The following is a 22,170-nucleotide window of genomic DNA, read 5'->3' on the forward strand; positions in this document are numbered from 1 at the left end:
AACAACTTCGTTGCGAGCCTCAGTAGCGTCCACCACTTCCTTTTTTAAAATTCATTATAAACACGACACGGCAATCACTGGTTCAACAACTTCGTTGCGAGCCTCAGTAGCGTCCACCACTTCCTTTTTTTTAAAATTTTTTATAAACACGACACGACAATCCCTGGTTCAACAACTTCGTTGCGAGCCTCAGTAGCGTCCACCACTTCCTTTTTTTAAAATTCATTATAAACACGACACGGCAATCACTGGTTCAAGGTTCAACAACTTCGTTGCGAGCCTCAGTAGCGTCCACCACTTCCTTTTTTTAAAATTCATTATAAACACGACACGGCAATCACTGGTTCAACAGCTTCGTTATCATCAGCAGCTGCATTAACCATCTTTCATACCTCAGAATAAACACTTGAAAGAAAACTAACTTAACGCTCATGCCCTCTACCTGTTTTTCATGCCATGCATCGCAATCTTAAATACCCTATCAAACAATGGTGATAGGTTAATTATTCAACTAAACTCCTATTAGGTTGTTTACACGAGTAAGCATTGACGCACATACGAGGTTGTAATGAACCTACAGTTGGCTAGACAAACCCGCTTATTAATTGCGGAAGATCAGGCTTTGGCAAAAAGTCATATGAAATATGCTTTGGAGCAACTCGGCTTCCAACATATCGATTATGTAGACCGTGCTGCGTACGCCCTTACCTCGCTGCGCACCCGGCAGTACGATGTCATTGTTTGTGCTTATGACTTAAGGCAAGAACAAGGAGGCTATAATTTATTCGAGCAGCTGAAAACCGAAAAGATTATTCCTCTTACTACCGGCTTTATTTTTACCAGTGCCGATACTGCTATTGATGTTGTTCATGCAATAATCGAGTTGCAACCAGACGAATTCTTAGCAAAACCATTTTCCGTCAACGAACTAGATAAACGACTGAGTAAAGTCGTCACCCGTAAAAAGGTGTTTCACGATGTCTATCGTTACATGGATGACCAGAATCCCGAGCAAGCACTTAAAGAATTAGAGTTTATTTTAGTTGAACCTAAGAATGCTGAACACTTCCCGTTAGCCCTTAAAACTAAGGGTGACTTATTGTTATTGAATAGACAGTTTGAAAACGCGAAGCTTTTTTACCAATCAATCATCAACATTCAAAACTTTACGTGGGCAAAGCTCGGCCTCGTTCAATGCTACATTCACTTAGATGAATTTGATGATGCAGAACGAGACCTTATTCAGCTGGCACTGCAACCTGAAAGTATGCTGAGCGCTTATGACTTATTGGCAGAGCTTCAAATTAAGTTAGAAGCCTATGATGAAGCACTGGAATGTGTAAATGTTGCTAGCGATATTTCACCTCGAAATGTGATGCGCCATATTACTGCGGTACAACTTGCTAGGTTAACCCACGATTATGAGGGGCAATTTAATAGCGCTAAAAAAGTAGTTCGTTTCGGCAAGAATTCGGTGCACGACACACCTGAAATGTACTTATCTGTCGCAAGAGCGGGTATCGACTTTGCGATGACGGCAGAAACCTCGCAAACAAACAAAATCATCAAGCAATCCAATGAATATCTGCGCCAATTAAAAAGCGCCTACCCAAAAGTGAATCTTGACCATCAGCTTCAAGTTATTAGTGCTCGTATTCACTATCTAAAAGATGAAAACGATAAAGCAAAAGATCTGCTTGATGCTTTAGATATTGATAATCTTGAAGAACAGTCTGTCGAAACTTTATTAGACTCGGCAAAGGCCTTCCACGACTTGGGGTTAAGAGGAAGCGCGCTTAAATTACTCGATAAAGCGACATTAAGGCAAAAAGAGCTTGATGCGCCAAACAGCTTACTTAGCCGTTATATAAACCAAGAAGTTGTTGAGAAAACAGCAATATCAATTAGTCCTAAAAACCTTAATGACGTGGCTGTGGTGCAGTATAAGCGTGGCGAACTAGCGAAATCTTACCAAACGTTTGAGCAAGCATTCAGGGTTATGCCTCACAATGCTGCCATTGCGTTAAACCTACTGCAAGCGTCAGCAATGCGACGCTCTCGCGAAGGAAAAGCGGAAGCTAGTATGAACTCGGTTATGAAGAAGTGCCGCTTTACGCTGGAAAGTGCTTCTTTATCTGAAGAGCAAAGCCAGCGCTATGAAACGGTTAAAGGGCTGTTAGATCAGGTGGTGTAAACCACTACCTTTTCTTGATAAAGGTTGTCTTTATATTCAATTTCGTGGCTATAGGACATGCCTATTTTTTCCATCACTTTGATGGAATTTAAATTCTCCTGTTTTGCCATGGCACAAAATTTGTCGATGCCAATTTGATACAAAGCATCTTTCACTTGCATCGCTGCCTCTGTGGCATACCCCTTCCCCCAGCTGGCTTGTTTAAAACGCCAACCAAGTTCAATATTATCAATCTCAGGATCTTTAGTGAAAAAGCCAAAAGGGCGAACCAAAATCCAGCCGATATCCTCTTCACTTTCTTTTTCTTGTACTCGCCATAAGCCCCAACCTAGTGCTGGGTTTGAATACGCTTGAAAGCGTGGTACGAAGGTGTTGGTAACATCTTCACGTGATGTTTTTTGACCATCACTGATAAATCGCATTACCTCTTCGTCTTGATCAAGCTCCCAAAGGAACTCTGTATCAGAGTCGGTGATATAATGGAAAGACAGGCGCGCGCTATCTTCAATAAACATAGATTTCCCTTTCTAATCGCTATTATTACGAGCAACTTTATACTGCTGCTTTCGTATTTTTTAGCGCAACGAACGTAAGTTTAGCCGCCTAACATAGCTAAGTGCTTCGTTGCCCCAGTATTACCTTCATGCAAAAAGTGCGTAGCATGCTTTTCACCTAAGCACTCAACTAAGAACTGTTGCAGCCCTACTACATCTTGCTCAGCCAATAGGTGTCGCATATCAATACCGTGCTCACTAAATAGGCACAAATGTAATTTACCATTGGCGGCTACGCGAAGTCGATTACAACTTTTACAAAAATCTTTGCTGTACGGCATGATGAGGCCAATTTTACCCGCATAGTCAGGATGAAAAAATTCCTGCGCTGGTCCAGCGTCTTTGCGCCTAACCATGGGTTGCCATCCGGCATCAATAAGTGTTTGCTTTAGCGGCGTTCCACCTTGATGCTGTGCTTTAAAGAAACTAGTAGTATCGCCGGTTTCCATCAATTCAATAAACCGCAATGTGACTGGCATGGTTTTAAGCCACTCAAGGAATCGATTTAACCTCGCATCAGAAAAATCGTTTAGCAGCACCGAATTCACTTTTACATCAAGTCCGGCCTCAACCGCAGCATCCAACCCGGCTAAGACTTGCTTTAATTTATCTTGCCCAGTAATTGCTGCAAACTGCCTTGGATCTAAGCTATCTATGCTGACATTCACTTGGTGTAAACCTGCCTGCTTCCACGATGCAGCATGTTCAGCCATACGACCACCATGAGTGGTCATGGCCACTCGCTTAATTCCGGGAGTATTTGCCGTTGCACTTAAAATATCGAGGAAGTCGCGGCGAAGTGTTGGCTCGCCGCCAGTAAGACGAACTTTGGATGTACCCAATCCTGAAAACGCGCTCAACAGCGTATTGATTTCGCCTAAGGAAAGAAAATGCTCACTAGAAGGACCTTGATAACCGTCAGGCAAACAATACTGACAGCGAAAATTACACGCCTCCGTTACCGATAAACGCAAATAATGGAATTGTCGTCCAAAGCTATCTTCTAACAAATTTTCTCCCTTAATGGGTACGTAAAACAAATAGTGTGATTAAATAGACTATGATGTCTTTGCGCCAGTTTACGCGGCCGCAAATAAGAATGAAATGCTTGATAACGCATAAATTAGAACGTTTTATCGTACCGTTACCCTATTTATCTTAAATAAATATAACGGTTCACCGTAAACGATTTAGTTTAAGGTTCGTTAATCTACCATAATTCATCTTAGTAAAGGAGTTTTCACTCCTACCTTCCGCTAGCGTCATCGCGTTGCAACGTCCCAACCATGCAGTGAGAACATAAGTACACATGCGAAAAAATCGATTTCCGTTAAACGAAAATGAGCCTATTAAATGGCAGGTGCTCAAACAGTTATGGCCATACCTTCTAGAATTTAAAGGTCGGGTGGCATTAGCGTTAATGTGCTTAGTTGCAGCAAAACTTGCCAGCATTGGCCTACCATATGTACTTAAATACACGGTAGATAGTTTAAACGGTGATGTACAAGCGTTGGCCATTGCGGTACCTATCAGCTTAATTATTGCGTACGGTGCACTTAGGCTCACTAATGTTTTACTTGGCGAAGTACGCGACACCTTATTCGGACGTGTTACTGAACGCGCCATGCGCAGGCTGGGTTTAAAGGTATTTAATCACCTACACAATCTAGATTTGGGCTTTCATTTAAACCGAAGAACAGGCGGCTTATCTAGAGATATTGAACGTGGCACAAACGGCGTAAGTTTCTTAATGCGGTTTATGGTGTTCAATATTGTGCCTACCCTCTTAGAGATTGGCTTAGTCGTGATATTGCTATTGATTCAGTTTGGCTGGTCTTTTGCAATGATCATTGTGGTCAGTGTCATCAGCTATGTCTTGTTCTCGATGAAAGCAACCGATTGGCGCACCAGATTTGTACAACAAATGAATGAAGCCGACTCCACGACTAATTCACGTGCGGTAGACAGCTTACTTAACTTTGAAACCGTAAAATACTTCAATAATGAGCGCTTCGAAGCAAGCCGATACGATACAGACTTAGCTGGCTGGGAAAAAGCGAGACGTAAAAATCGGTTATCCCTTTTTGCCTTAAATGGCGGCCAGGCCAGTATTATTGCGCTGGCGATGACAGCCATGATGGCGAATGCAGCTTATGGTGTAATGGAAGGCGAGATGACCATTGGTGACTTCGTGCTAATTAACGCCTTCACTATGCAAATATTTATGCCCCTCAACTTCTTGGGTTTTGTGTATCGGGAAATACGTGGCTCGCTAGCGAACATTCAAAACCTATTTTCCCTACTGGCGCAAAAGCCAGCGATTGAAGATAAACCCAATGCAGCTCATCTCTCAGCAAACCAAGCGAGTATACGTTTTAGTAACGTGCAATTTCACTATCAGCAAGCACGGCCTATTTTAAAAGGTATTAGCTTCGACGTGCCATCAGGCGCCAAAGTTGCTGTAGTTGGCGAAAGTGGTGCTGGTAAATCTACTATCATGAAGTTGCTGTTTCGTTTTTACGAACCCAGCGAGGGTGGTATTTTCATAAACGGGCAGGATATTCGCGACCTTAGCCAGCATAGTTTACGAAGCCATATTGGTATTGTTCCGCAAGATACGGTGTTATTTAATACATCCTTGGTTGAAAATATTCGTTACGGGAATCCAGATGCTAGCGATGATGAGGTTAATCATGCGATTAAACTGGCACATTTAACCCAGTTTGTTGAAAGCTTGCCGGATGGACTAGACACTACAGTAGGCGAACGTGGGCTGAAACTCTCAGGCGGTGAAAAACAGCGTGTTGCCATCGCTCGGGCGCTATTAAAAGGTGCGCCAATTATGATATTTGACGAGGCGACATCTTCGTTAGACAGTCAATCAGAGCAAGCGATATTGGGTGCCCTTCGAGACGCCGCAAAGGGACATACTAGCTTGGTCATTGCCCATAGGCTGTCTACTATTGTGGATGCCGACTCCATCTTAGTGTTAAGCAAGGGCATGATTGCCGAACATGGCACCCATGAAACGCTTCTAGCACAACAAGGTATTTATAATCGACTGTGGGCGACTCAGCAACGAGAATCAAACGATGAAGCATGAAACCAAACCCACGCATTTGCAGTCTCGCTACAACGTAAACGAAATTAAAGAATAGTTGAGTAATATGGATCCAGAAGCAATAAAAAGTGCAATCAACCAAACCATGCCATTTGGTAAGTATGCGGGACGTCGGTTATTCCACCTGCCAGAGCCCTATTTAGTATGGTTTAACACACAAGGCTTTCCCGAAGGAAAGCTGGGGCAGCAACTCGCGCTCATGTACGAAATTAAACTTAACGGGCTCGAGTCAGTAGTAGAACCCCTGCTGCATGACGACTAGCCATGTTCGCTCGTCCCCGCAAGCAAAAGCGTGAGGCTATCGATCAGCGTATATTGCGTCTGCACACAGGCATTGCTAAAAAAATAATAGCACAACCTTCACTCATTAATGACGTTCAAGCAACGTTAGAGGCTCGTTATGAAAGTGGAATGATGCGTTACGGCAGCTATATATTATGGCAAGGGATTGTAGAAACGCTTCATACTCCTGAGGTATTCACAGCACTGTTACTCGCCGAAGATGTACGCACGGCAAGCCTTAGACGGGAAACCATATTTACGGGTATTTTAACCGAAGCTGAGCGAGCAGAAATTCTGGAAGACTAAGTAAACATACGAAACATTAAAAAAGGGTAAATCGATAGTCGATTTACCCTTTTTAGTATGAAGCCTTAGCACAATATCGATAAAGTTTAATTCAACGACTAGGCGTTACGTAAATGGTCTGCTACTAAGAACGCCATTTCAAGTACTTGGTCTGCATTTAAACGCGGATCGCACTGGGTTTTATACGCCTGCGCTAAATCTTCATCACTAATTTCGTACGCACCACCCGTACACTCAGTCACGTGTTGGCCTGTCATTTCAAGGTGAATACCACCTGCATGAGTGCCTTCATCGTTGTGAGCTTGGAAAAACTGTTTAATTTCACGCAAAATAGCATCAAAATTACGGGTTTTGTAACCACTAGATGCTGAGAAGGTGTTGCCGTGCATGGGGTCAGAACTCCATACTACGTGTCTGCCTTCTGCTTTAACGCGGCGTAATAAACGAGGCAAATTGTCAGCCAAGTTATCAGCCCCCATACGTGTAATAAGGGTTAATCTACCAGGGTCGTTATTTGGGTTAAGGGCATCAATCAAACGAATAAGTTCGTCTTCTTCCATGCTAGGCCCAACTTTCACACCAATAGGGTTATGAATGCCGCGGAAGAACTCAATATGAGCATGATCAAGCTGACGGGTACGCTCACCAATCCAAATCATGTGCGCTGAGCAATCGTAAGGCTTACCCGTTAGCGTATCAATTCGAGTTAGGGCTTGTTCGTAGTTCAGCAATAATGCTTCATGCGAGGTAAACAATGAGGTTTCATGCAATGTGGGGCTAGATTGGGAATTAATACCAATCACATCCATGAATGACAAGGTATCTTGAATACGCACAGCCATATCGTGGTAGCGTTCTTTAAGCGGGTTGTTTTCAACAAACGCCATATTCCAACGGTTTACTTCGTGAAGGTCGGCCAAGCCACCTTGGGAAAAAGCGCGAAGTAAATTAAGGGTAGATGCACTGCGGTGATACGCTTCAATTAAACGGTTAGGATCAGGGCGTCGAGCAGCTTCGTTAAACTCGAAACTATTGATGATATCGCCGCGGTAGCTTGGCAATGTAACGCCATTGCGGGTTTCAAAGTTCGATGAACGAGGCTTAGCATACTGGCCAGCCATGCGAGCCACTTTGGTTACTGGGCATCGACCTGCGAAGGTTAAAACAATCGCCATCTGAAGCAATACTTTAAAGGTATCGCGAATTTTTGGCGCATTAAATTCGTCAAACGATTCGGCGCAGTCACCGCCTTGAAGCAGAAAGCCTTTACCTAAACTAACCTCACCAAGTTGACGGCGAAGATCACGGGCTTCAGCGGCAAAAACCAGCGGTGGATATGTACTTAGCGTGTGCTCTACTTGTTTAAGTTGTGCCGCATCATCGTACTCTGGTTGTTGAAGGATAGGTTTTTGCCTCCAACTGTCTACTTGCCAATTACTCAAGGGGTTCTCCTGATTTAAATGTTTTTACGTTTAGGCAAACGTTAATCTCGTTGTGTAAGCGCTTATCTGCATGCGCGCTACGATTTATTGCGCGCTACTTTACCACATTTGATCTAATACAATAGGTGCGCAAACTTGAATATCTAGAAAGTCGTCGCGCTTATTTACTGCAAAATGACAATCGAAGGTCTGTTCTAGGTTTTTGACCGACAATACCGACTCAGTCAAACCGAAACTTACGCTAGTACCCAATTTCATTAGCAGTACTTTATAACTATAGTTTGCGCTTAATGAAATGTCATGACTGCTTAGCACTAAGGTATTCCCTTTAGTGCATAAGGTTTGAAACAGCGCCATTAACGCATACTGATGTCGAATATCTACCCCTTGCAAGGGCTCATCTAACAACAAAAGCGCTTCGCCTCGCTTAATGGCAGGCCAAACTTGCAGCAACGCACGGCAAATTTCAACGCGCTGTCGTTCTCCGCCTGAAAGTCGGTTTAAAGGCGTTTGCAAAAAGCCCGTTACTTCCAATGTGGCTTCTAACAAACTGGGAAGTTCAAACGTAGGCTCACTTGAAAAAAACGAAAGATATTCTTTTACCGATACCGCAAATACGGCCTCACTTTGCTGTGCTAACAAAGTTCTAAATGCTGCTAATGCACTTAAAGGCCATTGTTGAAGAGACTGTTCCAACAGCGAAGCTTCTCCGTGTTCTGTTTCCAACACCCCAGCCATTATCGACAACAAGGTAGACTTTCCAGCGCCGTTAGGGCCAAGAATATGAACGCAATCGCCTTTATTGATATCAAGGGTGATATTGGCTAAACGCTTATTCACACTAATATCCCGCAAAGTTATAACCGAGCTCATCGAAGCTGACCTTTTAATAGCGCCCAAATGAGCAAAGGGCCTCCTAAGGTGGCAGTGATCATAGACACAGGTAGGGTAATCGCACGGGTAAGTTCAGACATCAGCACCACAATAAGCAATAAACTGGCGCCACATAGCGCGCTTGCTGGTAACAGCAACCTATTATCATGACCCAGAATAAGCCGAAGGATGTGAGGCACTAACAGCCCAACAAAGGCAATAGCTCCCGCAATAGACACTGCCGCTCCTACCCCCACGGCGGTAGCAATAAGGCTACGCTCGGTAAGTTGTTGTACATGCACACCACTGCTTAACGCTGCTAAATCACCGGCATACAACCTATTAAACTTGGCAGATTGACCCATTTGATACCATAAACTACCAATAATAAGTGGGCCGCTTACCCACAAAATAGGCCAAGTGGTTTGATACACGCTTCCCATCAGCCAAAACGTTAAATTACGTAGTGATTGAGCATCACTAAACATGTACAACCAAGCAATAACAGCCCCACTCAAAGTAGAGATGGCAATACCCGATAGAATGACAGCAACCGCTGAGCCCAGCAGCTTTCGAGCTAGGCGATAGATAATAAACGTGGTTATTAACGCACCAATAAAGCAGCCCAAAGGAAGTATGTAATGAAGATAAGGCTGTGCCCACAAAGGTGTAAGCAATAACAGGGTTGCAGCCACTAAACTGGCGCCGCTGGTGATACCTATTATACCTGGGTCTGCCAACGGATTACGCAGTACTATTTGAAGCGTGGCGCCACTTACGGCCAATACACTACCTACTAAAATGGCGGTAATGATCAGCGGAATTTGAAGCTGTAATGTGATGTGTTGCTTTAATGCAGTGGGTGAATCGGTTAGCCATACTGTGGCTAAGACTCCTACAATGAGCAGAAAGGTAATACTGCAAAGTAGGAAGATGGCCGCGCTTCCTTTTCCAGCACCGTCCTTGACCGCCGAGCCCCTTGAAACCGTGTGCATAGCTTAGCTCTGTTGAATATGTGCAATCAGCCCATCAGAGGCCTCTTCTATTAAGTCTAACACTAATTCAAAACCCCGTTTTCCGCCATAATATGGGTCTGGAACTTCTTTATCTTCACTGTTAGCGAAGTCTAGAAACAAGTGGATTTTTTCGTGGTGTTCCGGCGCGGACATTTCACGTAGATTGTCTAAATTGCTGTTATCCATTGCCAGAATATAGTCGTACTTTTCGAAATCTTTGTCATCGACTCGTCGGCACTTTAAGCCTTTAAAGCTATAACCTCGCTCTACGCCAACCGCTTGCGAGCGTTTATCTGGTTGTTTACCAATGTGATATCCATGGGTTCCGGCAGAGTCTATGTCTAGTTTTAACCCTGCATCAGCCGCTTTGCGAATAAACACAGCTTCGGCCGTAGGTGAACGGCAAATGTTACCCAAGCACACGAATAACACCGATGTGTTCTGACCCATATAAAAATTCCTTTAAAACCAATAACGGCACTAAGCTAAACTTTATGTTAACTTTTACGTAAATAACGCCGTTTAAAAAAATTGTGGAGCAGTAATGACCGCACATGTATTAATGTTAAGTAGTTCTCGTCAGGGCGACGAAGCGTACCTTGAACATGCGAGAAGCCTTATTCTTGCACACTTAGGTAGCATTCGCGACCTACTATTTATTCCTTACGCAGCAGTGACACAAAGCTACGACAACTATGTGTCGGCAGTCGCTTCAGCCTTGCCAGAATGTAATGTGACAGGGCTTCATACTTTTGATAACCCTATACAGGCTATCAATAATGCAAAGGTAAACAATCAAGCTATAGTAGTAGGCGGCGGAAATACCTTCCATCTGATGCATACTATATACCAACAAAACTTGTTGGTATCACTTCAACACGCTATTTCAGAAGGTACACCCTATATTGGCTGGAGTGCAGGCTCTAACATTTGCGGGCAAAGCATTCGAACAACCAATGATATGCCAATTGTTGAGCCGAAAAGCTTTAATGCGCTGAATGTAGTGCCTTTTCAGTTGAATCCGCACTACAGCGATTATCATCCGCCTGGTCACAATGGCGAAACGCGAGACCAACGACTCGCCGAGTTTACAGTGTTAAATCCCAGCACACCTGTTGTGGCCATTCGTGAAGGAACCGCCCTTTCTTTGTCTCAGCAGAAGTTAACGCTAGTGGGTGAAAAAGGCGGGTTTATCTTTTTAGGTGATGAAAAGCGCCTAATCGCGCCTAATGATGATTTAACAGAGCTTCTGAATAGCAGTTTGTAGTGCTTCTGAACTTGGCGCGCTTGAAAAAGGCACTTCCAGCAATAACGGTGCTGGCATAGCATTTTTAAGCGTAGCCAAATTGTCATCGTATCGAGACATACTACCGGTGATATCGTTAGCTACCCAACCTACAATATTTAGCCCGTCGTTTTGAATAGCTTGCGCGGTGAGCAGTGCATGGTTTAAGCAGCCTAGCTTCATACCCACTACTAAAATAACATCCATTTTTAGCTCGCTCACTACATCTGACAGAAACAGCGTATCGGTTAACGGTAATCGCCAGCCTCCTGCTCCTTCCATTAATAGAAGATCTGGTGTTTCTTGTTGCAGGCGAACCAGTCCTTCAATCACTGCATTACTCGTTAATTCAACCCCCGCCTCTTTTGCGGCTATGTGCGGTGCAATGGGTGGTAAAAAAGCAATAGGATTGATGGTACTGATAGGAAGCTTAATGCTGCTTGCTTGTTGAATTTCTGATGCATCTTCGTTTATCCAGTCGTTGCCCACTTTTTCACAGCCTGCCGAAATAGGTTTGTAACCCAAACTTGTTTTTTCAAAGCTTTCAGCGGCTTTTAGTAGGTGACAGGTAACGTAGGTTTTACCTACTTCGGTATCGGTTCCGGTAATGAAATACTGCTTCATGGTTTCTCTAATCTGAAATGACACACTTTGTAAGTAAGCGGTAGCACGCCATCGACAGCACTAATATTTTTATAGGCTAACGATAACTTCTTAATATCACTACGTGACAGCGATTGCTGCTTAGCTCCTGTAGCTCCTGCCCCTACGTTTTTGATTGAACGAAGCAAGGAAAGTACATCTTGGTGCTCATCAACATAATCTCTATTGATAAGGCGGCTAACCCGCAGCCCTGCCCCAAGGAACGAATTAAGCCACAACTGTGCTTCGGGCAAACTTGTTACCGCAGCAGGTAATTGAGCAATACTTCTCGCTTTATGAAGTTCAGCAAAAGAACCACTAACCATTATGGCAATTTCTGCCATACCTGAAGGCTTAAGTACGCGGTAAATTTCGCTGGCTACTGTTTGTGGGCTGTTACACCACTGCAATGCCATAGAAGAAAAAACAGAACTGAAGCTACTACTTTCGAACGGTAACGACTGTGCTGAACCTTGTTTGAAATCAACATCAGGGAAGCGAGCTTGTGCTATATGCACCATACCTGGCGCAATATCTAACCCCATAACGTTTGCGCCACGTTGCTGTAACGTGTGGCTATGAGTTCCCGTAGCACAGCCAATATCAAGTAGTTCGCCGTGCAGGGCGTTAGGTAAATTGTTTAACCCTGCCTGCGCAATTTCGCGCTGAATATGTGCTTCGTTATCGTACTTATTTGCGGCTTTTGAAAATTGCTTCGCAACAACCGCTTCACTTATTCCGCTTTCTGATTGAAGGGCTAATTCAAGATTGGAATGGGCATCTAAATGGACTGCAACAGCGCCTTGGTGGCAAAGCTGCTGTGTTAGCTCTTGAATGGGCTCTTGCATGAGCTCTTGGGAAAGCTGCTTAGGCACTTGTTTAGCGAAAAATTGCGGACTCATGCTATCGACTCCATCGCAAGGGCAATAGCATCAACAAGTACATCTATGTCTTGCTGGGTATGGGTAGCGCTTAGGGTAATACGCAATCGGTCCTCCCCTTTCGGTACTGTAGGATAGCGAATAGCAGGTATCCATATGCCACGCGCTTTAAGGGCATCACTTAATGCTAACGCGCGTTTAGGGCTGCCTACAATAATGGGCTGTATTGCGCTATTTGAATTCGCAAGTTGTAAATCGCCATTTCGATCATCCCCAATTTGGGCGCTAAAGCGTTCGCGAAAATACGCAACATTGTAATTCAACGCGTCTGTCCGACTGCTATCTGCAGCAATGTGCGTCAGTGAATACAAGGTTGCTACTGCCTGGGCTGGCGGCATGGCCGTGGAGTACACGTAATGCTTGGCAAAATTTACTAGGTAATCAATTAGCGCTTGGCTTCCAGCAATAAACGCGCCTGCGGTTCCTACGGCTTTACCAAAGGTGCCCATCACTATGGGTGCATCTGATTGAGATAACGCTTGCGCTTCAATGCTACCTAATCCGTTTTCACCTAATACGCCCATGCCGTGTGCATCGTCTACCATCAGCCATGCGTTGTGTTGCTTCGCTATACCCGCCATATCACGAAGGGGGGCGCTGTCGCCGTCCATACTGAATACCCCCTCAGTGACGACCAACTTGTCACTGTTACTGTTGGTATCAACCTTTTCTAATAAATTGGATAGGTGAGCTAAATCGTTGTGCCTAAAGCGACGCAGCTTGGCTTTGGTTGCCATAGCACCTTCAAGGAAGGAGGCATGCATAAGCCGGTCTGCAAAAATTTCACCGGAATGTTTAATGCTGGCCGCGGCACTTGGGGGTTGATTACTAGCACTTTGATTATTAGCGCCTTGATTATGAGCACCACTAAATAGCGCCATGCATAATGCCTGGTTAGCCGCGAACCCCGAATTAAACAACAATGCGGCTTCTCGGTTTAGACCGTCGGCAATGTAAGCCTCTAGCGCTAAATGCGCTTGGGTATGACCGGTGACCAAGGGCGAGGCGCCGCTGCCACCACCAAATTGTGCCAAGCCTTCTACCCAGCTTTGCAATACGCCTTCATGGTGACGCATACCAAGGTAATCATTACTGGCAAAATTTAAATAGTGCTCACCATCAATGCAGATGATGTTGTCTTTTTCGTACTGCTGACATACTCGCTGTCGCAAGTATCCTTGCTGAGCCCGCTCGGCTAAGCGGGCTTCAAGCCAATCGAAGGCCATTATGCCTCCGCGGGCTGCTGTTTTTGTTTACGCGGCGCGCTAGCATCGTAAAATAAATCGCTAGCATCAGAACCTTGTTCTTGTTGCTGCGCAATTTCTTCTTCTAATACTTGCTGATGCGCTTCATCAGAAAAATCGCGAGTACGTTCTGTGTTTATGCCTAACTTTTTAAACAGTATGACGTCTTCGTGGGTATCAGGGTTAGACGTAGTAAGCAGTTTACAACCGTAGAAAATTGAGTTCGCACCGGCCATAAAGCATAGTGCTTGCATCTGTTCATTCATGGCTTCGCGACCTGCCGATAAACGCACGTGAGATTTAGGCATCATGATACGGGCTACCGCAATAGTGCGAATAAACTCGAAGTAATCTAAATCTTCTAAACTGGCTAGAGGCGTACCTTTAACTTTAACCAACATGTTAATAGGTACACTTTGCGGCTGCTCAGGCAAGCTTGCTAATTGGATTAGCAAGCTGGCTCTGTCGCCTGCGGTTTCGCCCATACCTACAATACCGCCAGAACACACATTCATGCCCGCTGCACGTACATTTTCAAGGGTATTTAGTCTGTCTTGATAGGTACGAGTGGTAATAATATCGCCATAGTATTCAGGCGAGGTATCAAGGTTATGGTTGTAATAATCTAGACCAGCCTGCTTGAGGGCTACCGCTTGATCGCGGGTTAACATACCAAGGGTCATGCAGGTTTCAAGGCCAAGTTGTTTAACCTCTTCCACCATTTTTACAATATAAGGCATGTCTCTGTCACGTGGGTTACGCCATGCGGCCCCCATACAAAAACGGGTAGAGCCCACTTGCTTGGCTTCTTTGGCACGCTCAATCACTTTTTCGATTTCAAGCAAACGCTCTTTTTCTAAGCCCGTGTCGTAACGCGCACTTTGTGGACAGTATTTACAGTCTTCCGGGCATGCACCGGTTTTAATCGACAACAAGGTGCTTACTTGTACTTCGTTTGGATTGAAGTGTTGTCTGTGAACCACTTGTGCTTGAAACAGCAAGTCGTTAAATGGCAAGGCATAAAGCGCCTCTACTTCGGCTTGTGACCAATCGTGACGAATTGTATTATTTTGCGCGTCAGGCGCGAAAGCCAGAGTCATTGACTGTCCTTTACTAATTAAGAATGCTGGCTTAGTCTATGCTCCAAACACGAGTTGTCAACTCTGACCATTTCAAAAGCTTTACTAACGGTTGAATTTTGAACAATATAGATTTTGATAAAAAACACATTTGGCACCCCTACACCTCAGCAACGAACCCACTGCCTTGCTATGAAGTGGTTGGCGCTAAAGGGGTTGAGCTTACCCTATCAACCGGCGAGGTATTGGTTGATGGCATGTCAAGCTGGTGGGCGGCTATTCATGGTTACAGCCACCCTGTATTAAACCAAGCGGCGCACAGCCAAATTGACGCTTTTTCTCACGTTATGTTTGGCGGTATTACCCACCAGCCAGCTGTAGATTTATGCCGCACACTATTAGAAATGGTACCTGACGGTCTTGAACGGGTGTTTTTAGCCGACTCTGGTTCGGTTTCAGTAGAAGTGGCGATTAAGATGGCCATTCAGTATTGGGCTTGCCAAGGCCGCCCCGAAAAATCGCGCATTGTAGCGCCTCGCAATGGCTATCATGGCGATACTTTTGCGGCTATGTCGGTTTGTGATCCAGTAAACGGTATGCACAGCTTGTTTGAAAGTGTACTTAGCAAACAGCTTTTTGCCCCTGCTCCGCAAACCCGTTTCGGCCAGACGTTCAGTGAAGACGACATTTTACCTTTAGCCGAACTGTTCGAAAAACATCACCAAGAAATGGCGGCGCTGATACTAGAGCCCGTTGTTCAAGGTGCGGGTGGTATGCGCATTTATCACCCTGAATATTTAAAACGCTGCCGCCAACTTTGCGATAACTACGATGTACTGCTAATTTGCGACGAAATTGCGACTGGATTTGGACGAACGGGCAAGCTATTCGCCTGTGAGCATGCGGGCATTTCACCCGATATCATGTGTTTAGGTAAAGCCATTACCGGCGGATATATGACCTTAGCGGCCACCTTATGTACTGAAGACGTGGCGTTAGGTGTCTGCCAAGGCTCGCCCGGTGTATTCATGCACGGCCCAACGTATATGGGTAACCCTCTAGCTTGTGCTGTGGCTAATGCCAGTTTGTCATTAATAAACGAAAATCACTGGCAGCAACAAATCCCTGCCATTGAGAAACAATTACACACTGAGCTGTCAAAATGTGCCAGTTTACCGACTGTAGCCGATGTTAGAGTGCTAGGTGCAATAGGTGTGGTTGAAACTGTACACCCTGTGAACGTGGCCGATATTCAGCGTCATTTTGTTAAACAAGGCGTGTGGATAAGGCCTTTTGGTAAGCTGGTATATATTATGCCTCCGTACATTATTAGCCCAGACCAGCTGAGCAAACTCACCCACGCTATTTATACCTATCTTAGCCAGGCTTTAAGGTAAGGAAACAAGGTATAAGGGCAAGGCGAAAAACGAGATATAAATGTAGGGTAAAAAGGTATGTTTTGACTGGTCTAACGTAATTTCTACGCCGCTTAATCGCTGAAAAATAACTCTAGGTCAGTCATTTATATGTTTACACGCATTTTTGATAAAGTCGTTTTCGCAACCCTATTTGTTGCAGCACTACAGGTTCCTATTTTAGCCGACCACTATCGCCAGTATTTGAGCGGCTATTACGATGCCACCCGCGAAGAGGTTTCTGCCATGTCGGCGTTAGCAGCGCAACATGGCTACGCATCGGTAGGCGCTATGTTAAATGCGTTAAAGCAAAATAGTGAAGCTGTAGTACGCGCAGATGCAGAACGTAAATCAACGCTTTTCACCAAGCTTAGCCATATAGAACAAGGGATCAAGACTCTTGAGCACGGCCATTATTATGAAAAAGCTTGGTATATGGTTACTCCATCAAATGCGCCTACGCTGCAGAAGGTATTAGGCAATTTCAGCCCTTCGGTGCCACTTACCCCATCATCAATTATTTTCAGCTTTATTACTGCTTTACTGATTAATTTATTATTGTGGAGCCCTTATCTTTGCTATTGCCAAGTTAGGCACTTGAAGCACAAGCCTCAGCACGCTAGCTATCGCTAATGTGCTTGGCTTGTAGCCTGCCCCCTTCCCAGCCCAAAATGCGCTTTGAATAACTTCTATGCAAATTTGGCACTTTCCATGCAATAACCTTAATACGAGTTTTCTTTATTTAGCGTAAAAATATCGCGCCAATTACAAAAAAACGTAAATATTATAGTTAGTTAAATAGTAAGGAAGAATAATCATGCCTACTGACGCACAATTACTTATTGGGAAAGTGTTGCAAATAAAAGACAAAATTAGTGCAAAACGTCATTGCATTCCCACTGAGCTTCAGACCGAGTGGGACGCACTTGACAAGAAAACAGCCTGCTTCGAAAGCACAGCCATTTTTAAATCTGCGGTAAAAGGCCAACATACCAGCAAGCACCTCGCCTACTCTGGTTCAGTTAAAGAACTATCAGGTTTAGTTAGCCGCTTGAACGCGTTGAATGAAGAAGTAACGATTGCACAGGTAAGGCACTAATAAAGGCGCTTCGTTTTCCTAACTCAAGGCTTTTAAACTTAGGCTTTTTAAGTCGACCTTAAGTTTGCGTTCCTTGGCTTTATGAAAAAACCGCGCCTTTTATTGTTAGTACAATCTTGGCTACTCAGTTACTCCTGTATAGTTACAGAGGCTTTAGAAATAAGTTTTCAAGCAGCGATTCTTTAACGAGCAGTTCTCTAGATAGCAGCTTTTGTAGACAGCAGCACCAGTGTGCGGACTTTACGTGTACCGTAACTGGCTAAACGAACAAAGTCGTCTCGTGCCACCGGAATGTGTTGAAATTCAACACGCTGACTCTCGTTTTGACTATCGCCATCGTCAGCATCCGGATCGTGCAAATAAAAACATTGCTCATCGTAACTGGTAATAGCCACCCAATGTGGTGCTTTTTTCTTATCAAATGCATAAGTGCTTATTAGGCACACCACCGCTTTGCCAGCATCTAGCGCTTGCTCAATGGTATCTACTCGCCACTCTTCGGTAGTAATAGCCATTTTACTTTTTTGCGCCTGATGCAAAAAGTCTGCTTCTACTTGCCCAACAATATGTTTTTTATGCTCACTTCTTACGCCATCTACAAATAACGGCAAAGGCTGGTTTATTAACACCTCTGCGGTAAACCCTTCGATTTGCGCCGCCAACGCCAACCCAATAGGGTGGCAGCCACCATGGCCTGACGTCATAAATATTGTGGTCGCTGTACGCCAAATCGCCAATTCTTTTTGCTGGTTCATTTCGCATTTTTTTTGCAATGAACACATGGCCATCATTAATGCCGATGGCCCGCAAGTAAATTCAGTCGTTTGCTGATACCAAGGGTATATAGCATGAGACATGGCTTTCGATGACACCAATACCTTCTGCATACGTAACGCGTTTGAGTGGTCGTCGTAATAATCAACGTACATACCAAACTGTTTAAAACCTAGCCGTTGGTAAAGTGAAATAGCGCCCTTATTGTCCGCAGACACTTCTAGGCGCATAAAGCGCTTTCCCTTGGCTAACGCCTGCTCCCCTAATATTGTTATTAACTTTTCAGCTATTCCCAAACCACGGGCTTCTGGTAACACCGCAATTGAATACAGCCGGGTGAGTTGCGTGCCTCTACGAAGTAACAATAATCCATAACCCGCTAGGGTAATTCCTTGTGCGGTGTGGTGCTCGGCAATATAAAATTCAGCATGTTTAGCCGTAACGTAAAATCGAAAGCGACGAACATTCAGCTTATCGCTTTTAAAACACGTGTTTTCGATGTGCTGTATTTGTTTCACATCCTCTAACGTGGCTTTTCTCAACTGAATGGTTTTAGCTGTATTCATTTCAGCCTCACGATCACCTTTATATTCAGGCGCCAGCCCACTGCTTTCAAACGCAAGTGCACCTTTCATGCTTATCGACCTCGTCGCTCTAGTCTGTCAGCAAACTCCTGCATAATTAACTCATACAAGGCTTTGCCCAAATATTTGTCTTCCACCCCAGCATCGATACTTGGATTATCGTTAACTTCAATCACGTATACCTGATTGCCAGAATGCTTGATGTCTACGCCGTATAAGCCATCACCCACTACTTTTGCTGCTTTAATTGCTGCCTGTAGCACTGGCTTTGGTACTTCAAAGGTTGGCATTGTTGTAAAGCCACCGGATGAAAAACGCTCACCTTGATGGTGATATATTTGCCAATGGTTACGCGCCATAAAATACTGACAGGCATAAATCGGCTTACCGCCTAACATACCAATACGCCAATCAAACTCGGTAAAGATGTATTCTTGAACCAGCACTAAGGCTGATTCAGCCAACATTTCAACCAAGCGTGCTTTTAACACATCACGGTTTTCTGCTTTGTGCACACCACGAGAAAACGAGCTTTCCGGTAACTTCAGTACCAAAGGTAAGCCAAACTCCTCTATAAGCTTATCGCAGGTTTCATCATCAGAATTCGACACAAACATAGCTTTCGGTGCCGGTACTTTTTGATACGTAAAAGCATCTTGTAAAAACACTTTGTTGCAACAGCGCAATATAGACTGGGTATCATCCATCACTATCACCCCTTCTCGCTCAGCCGCTCTGGCTAAACGATAGGTGTGATGGTCTATTGCCGTAGTTTCACGAATAAATAACGCGTCATAGTGTCCCAAATCTTCAGGCGATAAACGTGAAACCACATTGGCTCTAAATCCCACCTTTTCAGCCGCTTTTACAAAGTGGCGAATCGCTTTTTCGTCGCTAGGTGGCGTCGACTCATCAGGATTAACTAAAATAGCCATATCCCAACGAGTGCGTTTACTTGCTTTAGAGGCACGCCATTGTTTCGTGGTGTAGCTTTCTAACTGAGCAATACACAACTGCTGTTGTTTGCTATCTAGCGCAGTAAAAGGCTTAGCCGCAATATCAGCAAAGCCAACTACGTTGTGTTTGCCACTTACTTTTTTACTGATCTTCTTGTTCGCATGGGAATCAGTCGCTGTCAGGGTAAGTAGTAAAATCGGACATGGATACTTTTCAAACGCTTGACGGGCAACTCGCTTAAAACGCTGATCTTTAACTTCACCAAAAAGTACCAATAAAGGCGAAGCAGGAATATCAACTTCATCAACGGGTAACGACAACGCAAAAGGTAGTCTATCTACACTACGTGCTTCTGCTAGTCGAAGGTCGTTAATGGTATTTACGCCGGGTAATACCAAATGATTACGCGCCTGCGCCAACAATGAACAGTAATACCCTTGGCTTAAATAGCGGGTAGTGTCACACAGGTTTATTACCCGTATTTTCGGTTCATTAAGTTTCGGAAACTCCGCCAAGTAATCTTGAAAGGTAAGTACCGTTAACGCTGTTTCGCTAAATGGCGTAACATCGTCAGCCACAATCAACGTATTGTGCATGTAATTCGCTTCTAAATAATATTAAGTAAGTTACAATTCGAGAAGTGCGGCATTAAGAATAATGCTCACCACTACTCAAGTAAGAATGGCGCTAAGTTTACGCCGAAAGTGAAAATTGCAAAGTGAATTGAGCACGGCTTTTTTTCATCGTTAAGACAACGAAAACTAATCTATCTCGCAGGGTTATTTATGGCGAAGCGCAGTCGCTCGCTAAAAGCGCTAGACGGTGATTGAAGCTCAGCTAAAACAAGGAAACAGCCTAAGAATACTGTTGTTTTTACTTAACTTTTTATAATTTATACTGCGAGTAGATTTCAGAGAAACAAGTAGGAGATTGTATGTTATTAGCCAGTTTAGCCATTCTTATTGGGCTGCCGGTTTTGCTATGGAGTGCAGGGAAATTTGTGGGTGGCGCGGCATCCGTTGCCAATCACTTTGGCGTGTCCCCGCTTCTTATTGGTATGCTGATTATTGGTTTTGGAACATCAGCCCCTGAAATCATTGTCTCTATCTTCGCTGCCATTCAAGGTAATTCAGGTATTGCTTTAGGTAATGCCTACGGCTCGAACATTGCTAACATACTGCTTATTTTAGGATTAACCGCACTTATCAGCCCTATAGCGGTTAAATCGAACATTATTAAAAAGGAAATTCCTGTATTACTGGGTATTACCTTTTTCGCTTCTTGGCAGGTGCTAGACCAATCGGTATCAAAGGATGATGCTTTCTCATTACTTGGCCTGTTTGTACTGCTTATTTCATGGAGTATTTGGCATGGGATGCAAGGCAGTAAAGACAAACTAGCCGATGAATACAGTGAGGAAATAAATGCATCTGAAGGTACAATCAAAACCCATATAGTATGGCTTCTTACGGGCCTACTCTTGCTAGTAGCCAGCTCTCGTATGTTAGTGTGGGGTGCTGTTGAAGTAGCCACCTTCTTTGGCGTTAGCGATACTATTATTGGCTTAACGGTTATTGCAATTGGTACGTCGTTGCCTGAACTTGCTTCATCGCTTATCGCAGTGAAAAAAGGTGAGCACGATTTGGCCTTGGGAAATGTTATTGGCTCGAATATGTTCAACACCCTCGCCGTGGTAGGTATTGCAGGTACTATTCAGCCTATGTCGGTAAGTGCTGACTTCTTATATCGCGATGTTGTCGTAATGTTGGCAGCTACAATAGCACTGTTTGTATTTTGCATTGGCTACAAGCGTCAAGGGCGCTTAAACCGAGTAGAAGGAGGGGCATTTGTGGCAGCTTACGCCATTTACACTTATTGGCTCATTAGCATCGCCTTTATGTAGCGGCTCCCATGGTAGTGGCCAGCGTAATAAGGCTAATAACAGCTATGCTGGCCAATACGAATAAATTAAAACCAAACTGATCGCCCTGCCGCCTGCTGCGGCGGGCGCGCATTACAATACTAACCAAACTTACCAACAAACATACTTGCAGCATGATTTGCATGGCTTTTACATATTCAGCCGACCACCCTGTGTCGCCTTCAATGCCCCAGTATTCTTGAACACCGCTGATAAAGTCGGGGCGAGCAAAATGAAATAGAACCAAGGTTACTACTAGTGCCAACCAACCTATTACATTGAGAGCCAGCATCACGCGAAAGAAATTTGTTTCGGTTCTAGGCCTTGAACGTCGCTCTTCAACACCGTACGGATTATATTTATTTCCCATTTGTCACTCTGTTCTCTGGCATCCCGCTTTAGGTTGAGTATACTAGCGTGCTATTGGATTATGCGTGATTA

General features: G+C 44.3%; 21 protein-coding genes and 2 pseudogenes. 9 read left to right on the top strand and 14 right to left on the bottom strand.

All coding sequences use genetic code 11. The features are described 5' to 3' along the window. Positions 1 to 568: 568 nt before the first annotated feature. Entirely contained in the window at positions 569 to 2,194 is a 1,626-nt protein-coding gene (locus AV939_RS08455) for a response regulator (RefSeq protein ID WP_057792833.1), read from the top strand. Here the strand turns inward: AV939_RS08455 and AV939_RS08460 are convergent. Both AV939_RS08460 and moaA read right to left on the bottom strand, forming a co-directional pair. Beyond that, complete coding sequence (locus tag AV939_RS08460; protein WP_057792835.1) at positions 2,182 to 2,709, bottom strand: GNAT family N-acetyltransferase; 528 nt, start codon at positions 2,707 to 2,709, stop codon at positions 2,182 to 2,184. The two genes, AV939_RS08455 and AV939_RS08460, sit on opposite strands and share 13 nt — an antisense overlap. An 80-nt stretch (positions 2,710 to 2,789) precedes the next feature. Further along, positions 2,790 to 3,758 carry a GTP 3',8-cyclase MoaA gene (gene moaA / locus AV939_RS08465; RefSeq protein WP_057792837.1) on the bottom strand — a complete coding sequence of 323 codons (969 nt, stop codon included), beginning with the start codon at positions 3,756 to 3,758 and terminating at the stop codon, positions 2,790 to 2,792. A 299-nt stretch (positions 3,759 to 4,057) separates the two neighbouring features. Between moaA and AV939_RS08470 the strand changes: the two genes are divergently transcribed. The 3 genes from AV939_RS08470 to AV939_RS08480 all read left to right on the top strand — a co-directional run bounded on the left by AV939_RS08470 (position 4,058) and on the right by AV939_RS08480 (position 6,457). Continuing rightward, positions 4,058 to 5,851, top strand: a complete 1,794-nt coding sequence (locus AV939_RS08470) for an ABCB family ABC transporter ATP-binding protein/permease (RefSeq protein WP_057792839.1) — start codon at positions 4,058 to 4,060, stop codon at positions 5,849 to 5,851. Positions 5,852 to 5,915: 64 nt separating this feature from the next. After that, positions 5,916 to 6,131 carry a DUF3820 family protein gene (locus tag AV939_RS08475; protein WP_057792841.1) on the top strand — a complete coding sequence of 72 codons (216 nt, stop codon included), beginning with the start codon at positions 5,916 to 5,918 and terminating at the stop codon, positions 6,129 to 6,131. A 2-nt stretch (positions 6,132 to 6,133) separates the two neighbouring features. Continuing rightward, a complete protein-coding gene (locus AV939_RS08480; protein WP_057792842.1) occupies positions 6,134 to 6,457 on the top strand; it encodes a hypothetical protein in 324 nt (107 codons plus the stop codon). Positions 6,458 to 6,555: 98 nt separating this feature from the next. On the opposite strand, the gene AV939_RS08485 is transcribed toward AV939_RS08480, so the two are convergent. The 4 genes from AV939_RS08485 to AV939_RS08500 form a co-directional block, all read right to left on the bottom strand. Beyond that, positions 6,556 to 7,899, bottom strand: a complete 1,344-nt coding sequence (locus AV939_RS08485; RefSeq protein WP_057792846.1) for a class II 3-deoxy-7-phosphoheptulonate synthase — start codon at positions 7,897 to 7,899, stop codon at positions 6,556 to 6,558. Positions 7,900 to 7,998: 99 nt separating this feature from the next. Further along, positions 7,999 to 8,772, bottom strand: a complete 774-nt coding sequence (locus AV939_RS08490) for an ATP-binding cassette domain-containing protein (protein ID WP_061997536.1) — start codon at positions 8,770 to 8,772, stop codon at positions 7,999 to 8,001. Further along, positions 8,769 to 9,767: a FecCD family ABC transporter permease gene (locus AV939_RS08495; protein ID WP_057792850.1), complete on the bottom strand. Its 999-nt coding sequence runs from the start codon at positions 9,765 to 9,767 to the stop codon at positions 8,769 to 8,771. The genes AV939_RS08490 and AV939_RS08495 overlap by 4 nt, the downstream gene beginning before the upstream one ends. Before the next feature lie 3 nt (positions 9,768 to 9,770). Further along, positions 9,771 to 10,238, bottom strand: a complete 468-nt coding sequence (locus AV939_RS08500) for a low molecular weight protein-tyrosine-phosphatase (RefSeq protein WP_057792852.1) — start codon at positions 10,236 to 10,238, stop codon at positions 9,771 to 9,773. A gap of 112 nt (positions 10,239 to 10,350) precedes the next feature. On the opposite strand from AV939_RS08500, the pseudogene pepE reads away from it, so the two are divergent. Continuing rightward, a pseudogene (gene pepE, locus AV939_RS08505) lies at positions 10,351 to 10,992 on the top strand (dipeptidase PepE); the annotation flags it as partial. On the opposite strand, the gene AV939_RS20490 reads toward pepE, so the two are convergent. The 5 genes and pseudogenes from AV939_RS20490 to bioB all read right to left on the bottom strand — a co-directional run bounded on the left by AV939_RS20490 (position 10,941) and on the right by bioB (position 15,000). After that, positions 10,941 to 11,141, bottom strand: coding sequence for a hypothetical protein (locus AV939_RS20490; RefSeq protein ID WP_439711309.1), 201 nt, complete (start codon positions 11,139 to 11,141; stop codon positions 10,941 to 10,943). The pseudogene pepE and the gene AV939_RS20490 sit on opposite strands and share 52 nt — an antisense overlap. Continuing rightward, positions 11,083 to 11,697, bottom strand: a pseudogene (bioD, locus tag AV939_RS08510) (dethiobiotin synthase); the annotation flags it as partial. The pseudogene bioD and the gene AV939_RS20490, both read right to left, overlap by 59 nt. Next, a complete protein-coding gene (locus AV939_RS08515; protein WP_061997542.1) occupies positions 11,694 to 12,617 on the bottom strand; it encodes a methyltransferase domain-containing protein in 924 nt (307 codons plus the stop codon). The pseudogene bioD and the gene AV939_RS08515, both read right to left, overlap by 4 nt. Continuing rightward, complete coding sequence (locus tag AV939_RS08520; protein WP_061997547.1) at positions 12,614 to 13,882, bottom strand: aminotransferase class I/II-fold pyridoxal phosphate-dependent enzyme; 1,269 nt, start codon at positions 13,880 to 13,882, stop codon at positions 12,614 to 12,616. Before AV939_RS08520 ends, AV939_RS08515 begins: the two co-directional genes overlap by 4 nt. Then, entirely contained in the window at positions 13,882 to 15,000 is a 1,119-nt protein-coding gene (gene bioB / locus AV939_RS08525) for a biotin synthase BioB (RefSeq protein ID WP_061997549.1), read from the bottom strand. Before bioB ends, AV939_RS08520 begins: the two co-directional genes overlap by 1 nt. A gap of 98 nt (positions 15,001 to 15,098) precedes the next feature. On the opposite strand from bioB, the gene bioA reads away from it, so the two are divergent. The 3 genes from bioA (at position 15,099) to AV939_RS08540 (ending at position 17,493) form a co-directional block, all read left to right on the top strand. Next, the gene (bioA, locus tag AV939_RS08530; protein WP_061997551.1) at positions 15,099 to 16,376 is read left to right on the top strand and encodes an adenosylmethionine--8-amino-7-oxononanoate transaminase; all 1,278 of its coding nucleotides are present in this window, start codon (positions 15,099 to 15,101) and stop codon (positions 16,374 to 16,376) included. 129 nt (positions 16,377 to 16,505) lie between these two features. After that, a complete protein-coding gene (locus AV939_RS08535) occupies positions 16,506 to 17,027 on the top strand; it encodes a DUF2937 family protein (protein WP_061997552.1) in 522 nt (173 codons plus the stop codon). 184 nt (positions 17,028 to 17,211) lie between these two features. Further along, positions 17,212 to 17,493, top strand: coding sequence for a hypothetical protein (locus tag AV939_RS08540; protein WP_061997554.1), 282 nt, complete (start codon positions 17,212 to 17,214; stop codon positions 17,491 to 17,493). Positions 17,494 to 17,690: 197 nt separating this feature from the next. Here the strand turns inward: AV939_RS08540 and AV939_RS08545 are convergent, their stop codons facing one another. Next, positions 17,691 to 18,902, bottom strand: coding sequence for a GNAT family N-acetyltransferase/peptidase C39 family protein (locus tag AV939_RS08545; protein ID WP_061997556.1), 1,212 nt, complete (start codon positions 18,900 to 18,902; stop codon positions 17,691 to 17,693). A gap of 2 nt (positions 18,903 to 18,904) precedes the next feature. After that, positions 18,905 to 20,404 (bottom strand): RimK family protein, encoded by a 1,500-nt coding sequence (locus AV939_RS08550; RefSeq protein WP_057792872.1) that lies wholly within the window; start codon positions 20,402 to 20,404, stop codon positions 18,905 to 18,907. 338 nt (positions 20,405 to 20,742) lie between these two features. Here AV939_RS08550 and AV939_RS08555 point away from each other — a divergent pair, with 338 nt between their 5' ends. Next, the gene (locus tag AV939_RS08555) at positions 20,743 to 21,711 is read left to right on the top strand and encodes a calcium/sodium antiporter (RefSeq protein WP_057792874.1); all 969 of its coding nucleotides are present in this window, start codon (positions 20,743 to 20,745) and stop codon (positions 21,709 to 21,711) included. Here the strand turns inward: AV939_RS08555 and AV939_RS08560 are convergent. After that, entirely contained in the window at positions 21,704 to 22,099 is a 396-nt protein-coding gene (locus tag AV939_RS08560; RefSeq protein ID WP_057792875.1) for a hypothetical protein, read from the bottom strand. The two genes, AV939_RS08555 and AV939_RS08560, sit on opposite strands and share 8 nt — an antisense overlap. Positions 22,100 to 22,170 lie beyond the last annotated feature (71 nt).

It is taken from the genome of Alteromonas sp. Mac1, from assembly GCF_001562125.1.
GTDB classification, from domain to species: domain Bacteria; phylum Pseudomonadota; class Gammaproteobacteria; order Enterobacterales; family Alteromonadaceae; genus Alteromonas; species Alteromonas stellipolaris.

Coding starts and splice junctions, on each gene's coding strand:
- AV939_RS08455 (WP_057792833.1), top strand. CDS start 569: ATGAACCTACAGTTGGCTAGACAAACCCGCTTATTAATTGCGGAAGAT.
- AV939_RS08460 (WP_057792835.1), bottom strand. CDS start 2,709: ATGTTTATTGAAGATAGCGCGCGCCTGTCTTTCCATTATATCACCGAC.
- AV939_RS08470 (WP_057792839.1), top strand. CDS start 4,058: ATGCGAAAAAATCGATTTCCGTTAAACGAAAATGAGCCTATTAAATGG.
- AV939_RS08475 (WP_057792841.1), top strand. CDS start 5,916: ATGGATCCAGAAGCAATAAAAAGTGCAATCAACCAAACCATGCCATTT.
- AV939_RS08480 (WP_057792842.1), top strand. CDS start 6,134: ATGTTCGCTCGTCCCCGCAAGCAAAAGCGTGAGGCTATCGATCAGCGT.
- AV939_RS08490 (WP_061997536.1), bottom strand. CDS start 8,772: ATGAGCTCGGTTATAACTTTGCGGGATATTAGTGTGAATAAGCGTTTA.
- AV939_RS08495 (WP_057792850.1), bottom strand. CDS start 9,767: ATGCACACGGTTTCAAGGGGCTCGGCGGTCAAGGACGGTGCTGGAAAA.
- AV939_RS08500 (WP_057792852.1), bottom strand. CDS start 10,238: ATGGGTCAGAACACATCGGTGTTATTCGTGTGCTTGGGTAACATTTGC.
- AV939_RS20490 (WP_439711309.1), bottom strand. CDS start 11,141: ATGACAATTTGGCTACGCTTAAAAATGCTATGCCAGCACCGTTATTGC.
- AV939_RS08515 (WP_061997542.1), bottom strand. CDS start 12,617: ATGAGTCCGCAATTTTTCGCTAAACAAGTGCCTAAGCAGCTTTCCCAA.
- AV939_RS08520 (WP_061997547.1), bottom strand. CDS start 13,882: ATGGCCTTCGATTGGCTTGAAGCCCGCTTAGCCGAGCGGGCTCAGCAA.
- bioB (WP_061997549.1), bottom strand. CDS start 15,000: ATGACTCTGGCTTTCGCGCCTGACGCGCAAAATAATACAATTCGTCAC.
- AV939_RS08535 (WP_061997552.1), top strand. CDS start 16,506: ATGTTTACACGCATTTTTGATAAAGTCGTTTTCGCAACCCTATTTGTT.
- AV939_RS08540 (WP_061997554.1), top strand. CDS start 17,212: ATGCCTACTGACGCACAATTACTTATTGGGAAAGTGTTGCAAATAAAA.
- AV939_RS08545 (WP_061997556.1), bottom strand. CDS start 18,902: ATGAAAGGTGCACTTGCGTTTGAAAGCAGTGGGCTGGCGCCTGAATAT.
- AV939_RS08550 (WP_057792872.1), bottom strand. CDS start 20,404: ATGCACAATACGTTGATTGTGGCTGACGATGTTACGCCATTTAGCGAA.
- AV939_RS08555 (WP_057792874.1), top strand. CDS start 20,743: ATGTTATTAGCCAGTTTAGCCATTCTTATTGGGCTGCCGGTTTTGCTA.
- AV939_RS08560 (WP_057792875.1), bottom strand. CDS start 22,099: ATGGGAAATAAATATAATCCGTACGGTGTTGAAGAGCGACGTTCAAGG.